This window comes from Ferdinandcohnia salidurans, assembly GCF_042680725.1.
Taxonomy (GTDB): domain Bacteria; phylum Bacillota; class Bacilli; order Bacillales; family Bacillaceae_L; genus Ferdinandcohnia; species Ferdinandcohnia salidurans.
Window position 1 is genome coordinate 533,738 of record NZ_JBHUEK010000007.1, and the last position, 12,838, is coordinate 546,575.

At 37.2% G+C, this 12,838-nt stretch carries 10 protein-coding genes; 2 read left to right on the forward strand and 8 right to left on the reverse strand.

Going from position 1 to position 12,838, the window contains the following annotated elements:
• Positions 1-132: 132 nt before the first annotated feature.
• Both glnA and gltB read right to left on the reverse strand, forming a co-directional pair.
• Positions 133-1,467, reverse strand: coding sequence for a type I glutamate--ammonia ligase (gene glnA / locus ACFSFW_RS05555; RefSeq protein ID WP_388036039.1), 1,335 nt, complete (start codon positions 1,465-1,467; stop codon positions 133-135).
• Between the two features lie 85 nt (positions 1,468-1,552).
• Entirely contained in the window at positions 1,553-6,040 is a 4,488-nt protein-coding gene (gltB, locus tag ACFSFW_RS05560) for a glutamate synthase large subunit (protein ID WP_388035877.1), read from the reverse strand.
• 585 nt (positions 6,041-6,625) lie between these two features.
• Between gltB and ACFSFW_RS05565 the strand changes: the two genes are divergently transcribed.
• Positions 6,626-6,841 carry a hypothetical protein gene (locus ACFSFW_RS05565; protein WP_388035881.1) on the forward strand — a complete coding sequence of 72 codons (216 nt, stop codon included), beginning with the start codon at positions 6,626-6,628 and terminating at the stop codon, positions 6,839-6,841.
• A 29-nt stretch (positions 6,842-6,870) separates the two neighbouring features.
• Here ACFSFW_RS05565 and ACFSFW_RS05570 read toward each other — a convergent pair whose 3' ends face one another.
• From ACFSFW_RS05570 to ACFSFW_RS05590, 5 genes are all read right to left on the reverse strand, one after another.
• Positions 6,871-7,698, reverse strand: a complete 828-nt coding sequence (locus ACFSFW_RS05570; RefSeq protein WP_388035884.1) for a hypothetical protein — start codon at positions 7,696-7,698, stop codon at positions 6,871-6,873.
• Entirely contained in the window at positions 7,685-8,590 is a 906-nt protein-coding gene (locus tag ACFSFW_RS05575; protein WP_388035887.1) for a WD40/YVTN/BNR-like repeat-containing protein, read from the reverse strand. The genes ACFSFW_RS05570 and ACFSFW_RS05575 overlap by 14 nt, the downstream gene beginning before the upstream one ends.
• Before the next feature lie 122 nt (positions 8,591-8,712).
• Entirely contained in the window at positions 8,713-9,531 is an 819-nt protein-coding gene (gene nadE / locus ACFSFW_RS05580) for an NAD(+) synthase (protein ID WP_388035890.1), read from the reverse strand.
• A 39-nt stretch (positions 9,532-9,570) separates the two neighbouring features.
• Entirely contained in the window at positions 9,571-11,046 is a 1,476-nt protein-coding gene (locus ACFSFW_RS05585) for a nicotinate phosphoribosyltransferase (protein ID WP_388035893.1), read from the reverse strand.
• 28 nt (positions 11,047-11,074) lie between these two features.
• On the reverse strand, positions 11,075-11,623 hold the full coding sequence (locus ACFSFW_RS05590) for a cysteine hydrolase family protein (RefSeq protein WP_304214108.1): 549 nt from the start codon (positions 11,621-11,623) through the stop codon (positions 11,075-11,077).
• Positions 11,624-11,820: 197 nt separating this feature from the next.
• Between ACFSFW_RS05590 and ACFSFW_RS05595 the strand changes: the two genes are divergently transcribed.
• Positions 11,821-12,108: a hypothetical protein gene (locus tag ACFSFW_RS05595; RefSeq protein WP_304214110.1), complete on the forward strand. Its 288-nt coding sequence runs from the start codon at positions 11,821-11,823 to the stop codon at positions 12,106-12,108.
• Positions 12,109-12,156: 48 nt separating this feature from the next.
• Here ACFSFW_RS05595 and ACFSFW_RS05600 read toward each other — a convergent pair whose 3' ends face one another.
• Positions 12,157-12,435 (reverse strand): DUF1292 domain-containing protein, encoded by a 279-nt coding sequence (locus ACFSFW_RS05600; protein ID WP_099363330.1) that lies wholly within the window; start codon positions 12,433-12,435, stop codon positions 12,157-12,159.
• Positions 12,436-12,838: the final 403 nt, after the last annotated feature.

A 12,838-nucleotide genomic window follows, 5' to 3' on the forward strand; every position in this document is an offset into this window, starting at 1 on the left:
GTATATAATCAAAAATGATGGCCATTCTTATGAAAATAGAAAAAAATAAAAGGCATTTGGGAATAAGAGGATTCCCAAATGCCTTTTGTCTACACTCTGAAAGGAACGCATATAAAGTGCGTTCCTTTTATTTTAATAATTCTTCATATATTGTTCCCTTTCCCAAGGGTGAACAGATACTCTAAATTGATCCCATTCTATTTCTTTGGCTTCAATAAAGTGCTCTAGTAGGTGGATCCCTAATGCATTTTTTATGACCTCATCTTGTTTTAGATGTTCCAATGCTTCTGATAAGGTTGCTGGTAAATCTACAATTCCATTTTCAATCCTTTCCCCTTTTGACATCACATAAATATTTGAGTCAACAGGTGCTGGTGGAGTTAATTTATTCTTAATCCCATCTAAACCTGCAGCTAGAAGTACAGCCATTGCCATATAAGGGTTTGCGGATGGATCAACACTACGAACTTCAACGCGAGTACTTAAACCACGGGACGCTGGAATCCGTATTAGTGGACTTCGATTTCTAGCGGACCAAGCAACATAACATGGGGCTTCATAGCCAGGTACTAAGCGCTTGTAGGAATTTACTGTAGGATTTGTAACCGCAGTAAAGCTAATTGCATGCTTCATAATTCCTGCAATAAATTGTCTAGCTGTTTCACTTAGTTCCAAATCTCCATTTTGATCATAAAAAGCATTTTCTCCATTGCTGAATAATGATAGATTACTATGCATTCCTGAACCGTTAACCCCAAACAAAGGTTTTGCCATAAAAGTTGCATGGAGACCGTGCTTTCGAGCAATGGTTTTAACGACTAACTTGAATGTTTGGATGTCATCACACGCTTTTAAAGCATCCTGGTATTTAAAATCAATTTCGTGTTGGCCGGGTGCTACTTCATGATGAGAAGCCTCAATTTCAAATCCCATTTCTTCTAGTTCAAGGACTATGTCCCGACGGCAATTTTCTCCTAAATCAGTAGGTGCTAAGTCAAAATAGCCACCTTGATCATTTAATTCGAGAGTTGGATCGCCGTGTTCATCCAATTTAAATAAGAAAAACTCAGGTTCAGGACCAACATTGAACTCTGTGAAGCCAAGTTCCCTCATTTCATGTAGCATTCTTTTTAAGTTACTACGAGGATCTCCTTCAAATGGAGTTCCATCTGGATGATAAATGTCACAAATGAAACGGGCTACTTTTCCTTTTTCTGCTGTCCATGGGAAAATAACAAATGTATTCAAGTCTGGGTATAAATACATATCAGACTCTTCGATTCGAACAAAGCCTTCGATAGAAGAGCCATCAAACATCATTTTATTATCTAATGCTTTTTCAATCTGACTAACAGGTATTTCAACATTTTTAATCTGACCAAATAAATCAGTAAATTGTAATCGAATAAACCGAACATTTTCCTCTTTCACGATTTGAATAAGTTGTTCTCTTGAATATGAATGTATGGGTGACATTTCAATTCCTCCTTTGAAATCTGGTGTGATAGAAAGATAGAATAGTATAATAATCACTTAAGCCAATGGAAAAGTGTTATTTTATTAATGTTTCATTCGGTAGTTCTTTTTGCTGTAATGCTTTTTTGTATTCTTTTGGAATGATTTTTACCCAATTTTCTAGATGATCATCCCAATGTTTCAGAATAATGGATGCTTTTGTACTTCCTGTGAATGTATAATGGTTCTCTAGAAGTTGTCGAAGCTTGTGCTCATCCTCTTCTCCAATTGATTCTAAATCCACTAGCGTAACATTGCACTGCTTTCGGAAATGATCAAAGTCGTCTGCGAAAACATAAGCCATACCACCGGACATTCCAGCTGCAAAGTTTTTCCCAATCGAGCCAAGAACTGCGACAACTCCGCCAGTCATATACTCGAGACCATGATCGCCAATTCCTTCTACAACAGCTTTCATCCCACTATTTCTAACAGCGAAACGTTCCCCTGCCAGACCGCGAATATAGGCTTCACCTGAAGTTGCTCCGTAGAAGGCGGTATTTCCAATAATCGTATTTTCTTCAGGAACAAAAATTGAGTTTTCAAATGGGTTAACTATGATTTTTCCTCCAGACAATCCCTTTCCAACATAGTCATTCGCATCACCTTCAAGAGCTAATGTCATTCCTTTAGGTATAAATGCACCAAAGCTTTGACCTGCAGATCCTTTGAACGTGAGTCGAATGGTATCCTCAGGAAGGCCTTCACGCCCATACTGCTTGGAGATTTCACTGCCAACTATCGTTCCAACTGCTCGGTCTGTATTTTGGATCGGAAATTGTGCTTCCACTTGTTGCTGCATGTCAAGTGCTGGTTTACATACTTTTAGTAGTTCCTTATAATCAAGAGAATGTTCAAGTCCATGGTCTTGTTTCTTCTTGTTATATTGTGGCCCTTTACCGGAAAATGGTTGAAAAACTATTTTAGATAAATCTAGATATTTTGCTTTCCAATGTGAAGTTGCATGATCACTTGGGACAAGTAAGTCAGTACGACCAACCATCTCGTTAATGGTTCTAAAACCTAGTTGAGCCATAATCTCACGTACATCTTGAGCAATAAATCTCATGAATGCTTCAACATGTTCAGGTTTACCAAGGAATTTCTTCCTAAGTTCTGGATCCTGTGTTGCAATTCCGACTGGACATGTGTCTAAGTGACACTGTCGAACAAGTACGCAACCAAGGACAACCAAAGCAGACGTTGCAAACCCGTATTCTTCTGCTCCTAATAATGTTGCCATTACGATGTCGCGTCCTGTCATCATTTTTCCGTCGGCTTCAAGTACCACACGATCACGAAGCCCATTTAAAACAAGTGTTTGGTGAGTTTCCGCCAGTCCAATCTCCCAAGGCATTCCTGCATGCTTAATACTTGACCTAGGAGCTGCACCGGTTCCTCCGTCTGAACCACTGATTAAAATGACATCGGCTAAACCTTTTGCAACACCGGCTGCAATCGTCCCCACCCCTGCTTTTGAAACAAGTTTCACGCTAATTCTTGCTGATGGATTTGCATTTTTCAAATCATGAATCAGTTGTGCAAGATCCTCAATTGAGTAAATGTCGTGGTGTGGTGGTGGTGAAATTAGGCCGACTCCCGGCGTTGAACCACGAACTTCGGCAATCCAAGGGTACACCTTATTTCCTGGTAGTTGTCCGCCTTCCCCTGGTTTTGCACCCTGTGCCATTTTAATCTGAATTTCATCAGCATTTACTAAGTAATGACTGGATACTCCAAATCTTCCAGAAGCTACTTGTTTAATTGCACTACGTCTGGAATCACCGTTGGAATCAGGGGTAAAACGGTCATAATGTTCGCCGCCTTCTCCACTATTGCTTTTTCCTCCAAGTCGATTCATTGCAATTGCTAACGTTTCATGTGCTTCCTGACTTAATGAACCATAGGACATCGCACCGGTTTTAAAACGGCGAACAATTGATTCCACAGGCTCTACTTCATCAATTGGAATCGGTGTCGTTACGTTAAATTTAAACAAGTCACGAATGAAAATAAGTTGCTCCTGATTTGCTTTTTCTGCATATTTTTTATAAAGTTCATAATCATTTTTTCGGCAAGCCGTTTTTAATGCGTGTGTCGTTGCTGGGTTGAAAGCGTGGAGTTCTCCATCCTTCCGATATTTGAACTCATTTCCTGGTTTTAATTGTATTTCTTCTTCATTAAAGGCGAGTTGATGTCTCATCAGGACTTCTTTTGCCATAATATCTAGGGTAATCCCACCTAAACTTGAAGGTGTTCCTGTAAAATATTGATCGATTACACTTTCTGCTATCCCAACTGCCTCAAATATTTGCGCACCACGGTAGCTCTGAATCGTTGAAATTCCCATTTTTGACATAATTTTCACGATACCTTCTGTTATGGCATTTGTATAATTATGAATCGCTTTATCAAAAATGATTTCTTCTTGTAGATCTCCATTTTTTACTAGTTTCAAAATACTTGCCATTGCAAGATAAGGATTAATTGCATCTGCTCCAAAACCAATTAGCATGGCTAGTTGATGAACGTCTCGTGCTTCACCTGTTTCGACAATAAGGCTAACATTTGTTCTAGTTCCCTGTCGTACGAGGTGGTGATGAAGTCCACTCACTGCAAGGAGTGCTGGAATCGGTGCCCATTCTTGAGTGACATGCCTATCAGATAATTGGATAAGGGTGTGGCCTTTTTGAATCGCCTCATCAACCTGACTAAATAGGTCTTGTAAAGCTGTTTCCAGTGTACCTTCAACATCCTCTGCTCTAAACAACATTGGAATTTCTTTTAGTCTGTAATGTTCTTGAAGTCTTGCAAGTTCATTATCTGACAAAATGGGTGTTTCCAATCGAATACGTTGACAGCTACTCTCAGTTGGATTGAGTAGATTTCCTTCTGCACCTAGAAGAGTTGATGCTGATGTCACAAATTTCTCCCGAATTGCATCAATTGGAGGGTTTGTTACTTGTGCAAATAACTGTCTAAAATAGTTGTATAAGAGCTGTGATTGATTTGAAAGAACGGCTAATGGCATATCATTCCCCATTGAATTGATAGGATCCTTTGATTCGACTGCCATTGCACCAACTACTTGCTTAATTTCCTCTAAGGTAAATCCGAATACTTGCTGGTACTTTGAGATAGGAAACTCTTTTTGTTTATAAGATAAGGATTTTAATTGATTGATATGAATACGATTAGTCTCTAGCCATTCTTGGTAGGGATACTCATTAGCAATCTCGCTTTTGACTACTTCGTCTTGAATTATTTTTTGTTTCTTTAAATCAACTAGAAGCATTTTCCCTGGACTTAATCTTCCCTTTTCAAGAATTTGGTCGGGTTCAATGTCGATTACACCTGCTTCTGAAGCAAAAATGATGGTATTATCAACTGTTACATAATATCGCGCAGGACGTAGACCGTTTCTGTCTTGCATAGCACCAATTTGCAATCCATCTGTGAATGCAAAGGCTGCTGGTCCATCCCATGGCTCCATTAAATGGCTATGAAACTCGTAAAAAGCTTTTAACGATTCATCCATAGAAGGATTATTCTCCCAGGGTTCAGGGACCATCATCATAGCTGCATGTGGTAATGATCTTCCGGAACGTGTTAGAAATTCTAGACTGTTGTCAAAGGCAGCGGAGTCGCTTCCATTCTTATCAATGATTGGAACAAGTTCCGCTAATTTTTCTTTCCAAATAAGTGATTCCAGCTTTTTTTCTCTTGCCTTCATCCAATTTACATTGCCATTAAGTGTGTTAATTTCACCATTATGGACTAACATTCGGTTTGGATGTGCTCTTTCCCAGCTAGGAAAAGTATTTGTGCTATAGCGAGAATGAACGAGTACAAAGGATGATTGGAAGTCGTTGTCTTTTAGATCAAGATAATATTGATCAAGTTGCCCTGGAGTAAACATTCCTTTATAAACAATGGTTCTTGCTGAAAGACTGGCTACATAAAACGTTTCATTCTTAGATAGCTGTGCTTCTCGTATCTTTTTTTCCGTTCTTTTACGGATTACATAAAGGAGTCTTTCAAATTCCTCGACGTCTCCTACATTGTTACCTATAAATAGTTGACAAATAAAAGGTTGACTCTTTCTTGCGCTTTCACCGATGGTCTTATCATCTACAGGAACCGTCCGCCATCCTAGTAATTCCTGTCCTTCTTCCTCGACAATCGTTTCAAAAGCATCCTGACATTGCTTTCTTAAGACAGGATTTTGAGGTAAAAATACCATAGCTACACCATAGCTACCTGGTTCCATCATGCTCAGTTTTGAACAAGACTTTTGGAAAAACAAATGTGGGATTTCAGTTAAGATACCTGCTCCATCTCCTGTATTTGAATCACCAGCTTGTGCGCCACGATGTTCCATACGACAAAGCATGGATATACCTTGTGTTACCGTTTGATGTGCGGCTTCTCCTTTCAAATCAGCAATAAAGCCAATCCCGCAAGCATCATGTTCAAATTGCGGATCGTATAATCCCTGTTTATTTGGTTGTCTAATTTGTTGCATCCAATCACCCTTTCCATTTGTTTATTCGTTGTGAATTTGAATTTCAGGTTCTGAAATCGTCTTTTTCTTGTTTTTTATTTTATACCGTTTTTATCCATCTAATCAATACTAATTTTTCATAAAATTAATCTAATTTTGATATTAATTAAAAGTAATCATAACAAAACCCTTAATCTTCCTACTTTGAATATGTATATATAAGTGGATTTTTAGTAGGGTTTTTCTATTTTAGGTTGTGCAAGCCAAGAGTGGAAAATGATAAATATAGAAGCTTTTTATTGTTTATATCAATTTTTGATAAGATTAATCTAATTGTGAGATAGATTAATTCATAATGAAGTGATTATTGGATTAAAAAAAGAACGCACAAAATGATTGTGCGTTCAAATCGATTCATTAGTTAACATAATATTATTATGTTCTACTACAATGTTTTTTCATAACAAATACATTCATATGCTTGAAAACTTCCCCCCCTCTCCCCCTAAAAATTCTTATATTTTATGGACCAAAAGAGTTTTCGCACATATATTATCAAGTGAATATTTGGGCTCTTATAAATCAATTTCTTATGAGGTGATATGTATGTTTGTTGTTCATTACTTTGAAAATAAAAATCTCTTATTAACACAACTTGTACAAAATGTTCCGGCTGTTGAAGATGCAATTAAAATAAAAGGTCGAAAAGGAAAAGTAATCAATGTAACAGACATTGATGGAAGAAATATTCATGTGCAGATTGAATTAGATCGTATTGTTAAAAAGAGTGCAGTTGTTGATCCAAAGAAGAAAAGAAGATAAACTCTACTAGAGCGCACCCAAGTGCGTTCTTATCTTTTTAATATCTGGATTTCATTATCCTCCATCGATGCCTGAAAAAGAGAGATTGTTCCAGCCACACCTATTCCAGAACTCGAATCTATTTCAAAATCGTCATTTAATGCAATGGTCCATTTAGCTTCATAATCATCAACTAAAACAACAGCTAGTGTGCCAAATTGAACGATTTGGTCCCAGTTAAAGGTTTCCTTACTCCCGCCATGTTCAACTGTAATTCCTTCTGTGTGTGTAGATATCGAACTATCGTTCCCTCTCCAATCACCATGTAAGGCTGATCCTACATAATAATAAGAAATTCCACTTCCTCGGTCGCCATAAGTTCCAATATATTGGTGGAGTGAATCATCCATAGCCTTATATGTCATCACAGCAACATCATTTGTTAACCAGTCAATTTTATATTCGCCCTTCAGTTGATATGGAAGCGCCTCCTTTTGACGTGCGAAAATGCCATAATAGCTCCGATAATACTTGGCTTCTCCATTTATTTCTTTTACAACGAAGATATTCTTAAAATCTGGGGAAACACTTACAATTTGAAGGATTGGATGTTTAAAAAGCAATGTAGCATTAATCACAATAAATAAAAGTAACATGGAAATGCTTATCATTTTACCCTTCCGTTTAATGTTAAATAGTACGATCATTGAAAGACCAAATAATATAGCTATTGCAATATTGAACACATAAAATAGACGATTGTCACTATACTCCACAAAAAATTTAGCATGGAGGTAAAAATAGACCATTTGGAGACAAAATAAACCGATAGCCATTACAAACGAGATCCAACCAACTAGTTTTTTACGGTTCTTCATTTGGGGCTACCTCCGATTCAAACTCCCAGGATAAACCTTGGTCAAATGAAATGAATTTTCCTTTTACTTTTCCACCCATATAATCTCCATTTGGCCCTTGATTAAGAAGCACGGAAAGATGTTCATCTTCTTTATAAGGTACCTCTGCCGTAACGAAGACCTTATGATATTTTTCTGGAATAGTAAAGCTTGCTTGTTTCCATGAGTGTCCGGTATCCTTGGTTACATAAAAGTCAGGCTCTTCTGGATTAATGACTCCGTATGATAAAAAGCCAATATTCTCATCGACAAAACCTCCATTATAAAGAAGTCTTGTTGTACCAGGATAAGCTGCTTCTCGGAAGGAGTTACCTCCATCATTTGTGATGAAAATAGCCGACCATTCCTGAGACATTGTTCTGTCACCGGATAATATGACATAGCCAAATTGGTCATTAAGGAAATCCACCTTTCGAAAACGAATACCCGGTGCATTTTCATATACAATTGATTCCTGCCAGGTAACACCATTATCCAGTGAGGTAATTAATTTTGTGGGACCTAGAGTAGTTAGAAATGCTGCTCTTTTATCGGAAAGAATATAACTGTCAAGAATGAGTTCTGTTTTATTTCCGTTATATTCACCACTAAAAAGGTGATCGAATTCAACTGGAACTGTAACCCAGTTCTTCCCATTGTCATATGTAATGTTTAATTCATTATTTTGCAATGAATATCCAATACTGTCAGTGACAAGTGTTGGCTGCAATGGGGCTGGTTTCTGTTCTGAAACTGGAGGATCCACAATGTTTTTTGATGGTGGAGAGTTCTTAAATGATTTTTCATAATTAAAAATTGAAATTACCAAGATTATGACTACTAAACTAGAGACAAAAAAGAACAGTTTTTTCAAAAAGGTAGACTCCTTTGCTTGATTAGTCTGTTTAATTTTAACAAAAGTTCCCAAGATGCAATAGCAAATTATAGAAAAAAGCCTGTCCCAAATGTTTTTCACATTTTAGAACAGGCTCTATCCTATTTCCACCAATTATCGAACATGCTTGCTGGGACTTGTCGTTTATGCTGAGTAATGAGATAACGTTTCTCAATTTTATCTGCAGCTTCTTGCGAAATTTGTTTTCCTTCTAGATAATCATCAAGAAGATCATATGAGATTCCGAGCTCGGTTTCGTCTGCTTGCTGTGGTGTATTGTCTAATAAATCTGCAGTCGGGACTTTCAAATACAAACGTTCCTCTGCTCCTAATTCCATTAAAAGTGCACGTCCTTGTCGTTTGGTTAGCCCTGTTAATGGCAATACGTCAGCACCACCATCACCGTACTTCGTAAAGAATCCAGTAACGGCTTCAGCGGCATGGTCTGTTCCAACAACTAATAAATTGTGCATGCCTCCAACTGCATATTGGGCAATCATTCTTTCACGTGCTTTTACATTACCTTTGTTGAAGTCACTAATCTCTTCACCTGTTGCTTGCTTGTATTGTGAAACAAATGCGTCCACTGTTGTTGCTATATCAAAGGTTAATGCGCGGTCTGGTTTGATAAATGAGAGTGCAGCCTTGGCATCATCTTCATCCTTTTGAATACCATAAGGCAAACGAACAGCTATAAAGGTCGCCTCTTGTCCTTCATTTCGTAATTCTTCTACAGCCATTTGACATAGCTTGCCCGCTAATGTAGAATCCTGACCACCGCTGATTCCTAATACAAATCCTTTTGTCTTACTTTTTAACAGATACGCTTTTAGAAAAGCTATTCTGTGTTTTATTTCCTCTTTTGGATCAATACTAGGCTTTACATGTAAATCATTTATAATCTGTTGTTGAATACTCATGAAAGTTCCCTCCTTTAATAGTTGTTTAGGAACAAACTCTTATCCGTTTACCTTACCAATTTTTTCTTCAATATTTAATTTTACTTCTTCAATTCGGTTCATTTTATTATTCCAGCATTCTTGACTGAGGTCTACTGGATATTCTTCCGGCATCGTCGTACGCTTATACTCGTCCCAGAGTAATTCCAAACCTTCATTTAGATATTCACGAATTTGTTGTAGGGTTGGAACCTCATATACGAGTGTTCCATTTTCATAAATCGTGTGCTGTAATTCCCTTGCCTCAAAGTTCGTAACAAACTTGCTGATAAACGTATGAACAGGGTGGAACATTTTAAGACGTTCTTCGTGTTGTGGATCTTCATGTTCAAGTGTAATATAGTCACCTTCAGACTTTTGACTGCTCTTATTAATTATTCTATACACGCGCTTTAAGCCTGGTGTTGAGACCTTTTCAGGATTTCCACTTATTTTGATAGTGTCTACCATATTTCCGTTTTTATCTTCAATGGAGACAAGTTTATAGACTGCACCTAATGCTGGCTGGTCATAGGCCGTAATCAGCTTTGTTCCAATGCCCCACGAGTCGATCTTGGCGCCTTGAGATTTTAAGTTGATAATCGTATGTTCATCAAGATCATTCGATGCTACAATTTTTGCATCTTTAAACCCGGCTTCATCCAGCATTTTGCGTGCTTCTTTTGATAAATATGACAAGTCTCCACTATCTAAACGGATACCAATAAAATTAATATTGTCTCCTTCTTCCTTTGCAACCCTAATCGCATTTGGAACACCGGATTTCAATGTGTCATATGTATCAACGAGAAACACACAGTTTTTATGCGTTTTTGCATAATGTTTAAATGCTTTATATTCATCGCGATATGCTTGTATCATGGAGTGTGCATGTGTACCGGAAATAGGGATATCAAATAATTTACCTGCTCGAACGTTAGAGGTTGAATCAAAGCCAGCAATATAGGCAGCTCTTGTACCCCAAATCGCTGCATCCAATTCATGTGCTCGTCTTGTACCAAATTCCATCGCAGTTTGATCGCCAACAACCTGTTTGATACGGGATGCTTTAGTCGCAATCAATGTTTGGTAATTAATAATATTTAAAATAGGCGTTTCTAATAAAACGACTTCACAAATCGGGCCCTCAATACGAAGAAGTGGTTCATTAGCAAAGACGATTTCTCCTTCCTTCATTGACCGAAGCGTACCTGTAAAACGTAAATCTTTGAGATAGTCCAGAAAATCCTCCTTATACCCCTCTTCTCTTAAATATGCAATATCGGTTTCACTGAACGAGAAATTTTCAAGAAAATGAATGATTCTCTCAAGACCAGCAAAAACGGCATACCCATTCCCAAATGGAAGTTTCCTGAAGTTTACTTCAAAAACGGCTCTTCGGTTATTTAAGCCTTCCCTCCAATAAATCTCAGCCATATTAATTTGATATAGATCTGTATGTAATGCAAAGCTGTCATCTTTATAATATTTATTCATCCAAAAATACCTCCAGTAATTGAACCGCTTAACGTACTTCTGCGCCTATGGAATCTTTAAAATGGCCTAATGCCCATTCATGACCAGCCTGGTTGAAGCTTGCAACTGCTGAGCTATGAATGACAATTTTAAAACCACGATTATAGGCATCAACAGCCGTATGAAGTACACAAATATCTGTACAAACACCTACAATATGAACCTCAGTGATTCCACGCTCACGTAATTTAATTTCGAGATTCGTTCCTGCAAAAGCAGAATATCTCGTTTTATCCATCCAGTACACATTTGAATTGGTTTGTTGCTCATTAAACACACGCTGTAAATCACCATACAGCAATCTTCCTGACGTATCCTCAATATTATGGGGTGGGAAAAGTTGCGTTTCAGGATGTAATTCATCGCCTTCTTTATGAAGATCAATTGCAAATACAACAAAGTCATCATTTTTGATAAACTCTTCGGTGATGCGAACAATTTCTTTTTCGATTTCTTGACCGGGTTCTCCACAAGTCAATGCACCATCACGAGCCACAAAATCATTTGTATAATCTACATTTATTAATGCCTTTTTCATTTGATTTCCTCCTTAATATGAACATTCTCTTGATTTCATATCATAACGATTCGATTCATCCAGGTTGATGTTACCTCTAGTGGAAAATTTTTATTAGGCTATAACGTCCATTTTATATGAACTTTGTTTATTTTTGAATAGAATTGCTCTTTTTTGTAGAATCTTAAGTAAGCAATTTGGTTAATGGAGTTGTGTATATGTTTAAAACAATCACTGAACAGGATTGGGTGTATGAGTACATAAGCAATAGAAAAAAACCGCTTCCAGTTGTCCTAGGGACGAAAGGTACATGGACAGGAAACAGGAAGCCGATGATTATTTTAATAGGATTTACAATGATGGATGTTTTAGTCCTTGGCGATTTGTACGGTGTATCACATCATCCCGTAAGAAAAATGAAAACGAAAGAAATTATCTACTATGCCATTAATATTATTGAAAAAAAGAAGGTAAAAGAAATTATCAAAGAATGGAATGAGGAATAGAAAAATAACTCCACGCTTTCACGTGGAGTTAGTGGTTACCATTTAATTTTAGTCTTCTTCTAATTCCTCGTCGAAAATCTCATCGAAAGCAGAAGACACTTTTTCGAATTCCTCATCACTTTCAATTGCAGAAAAATCGCCCTCTTCATCGATTTTCAAAAAGAAGATATCGATATCATCTTCAGTATCCTCTTCTAAGTCTTCAAGAAAGCCTACTGCCACATATTCTGTCTCTTCAATTGTAACGACGCCAAGAACTTCTACGTCTTGCTCTTCACCAGTTTCATCACTAATTGAAAATACTTCTCCAACTTTAATCTTTTCCATAGTTGAACCCTCCCCAAAAAAAGTTATGTACTCTTTTATCTTTCCAGTGAAAAGATAAAACATACCTGTACACATTAATAATACTCGATTAGGAAACAATAATCCTGTGATTCGTTTTATAATCACAAAATATCAATGTGGAGGGAAATACGATGAATATTCTATTTCGCTTATTCCCAGAGTTATTTTTTACGTTCGTAAAACTAACAATTTCCATAAGAAGATTAACTTCTAAGATTTTGTATTTGTTACGAATTCCAGCTTTAGCGTAGGAAGGATATTCAATCAGTATGTTCGATTTCTCATTGATGACGAAAGAGGTAAGCAAATCGTGCTTGCCTTTTTCTTTGTTTTCGATGAAATTCAGGTATTTACATTTAATTTATGGTATGATGAGGAAAAA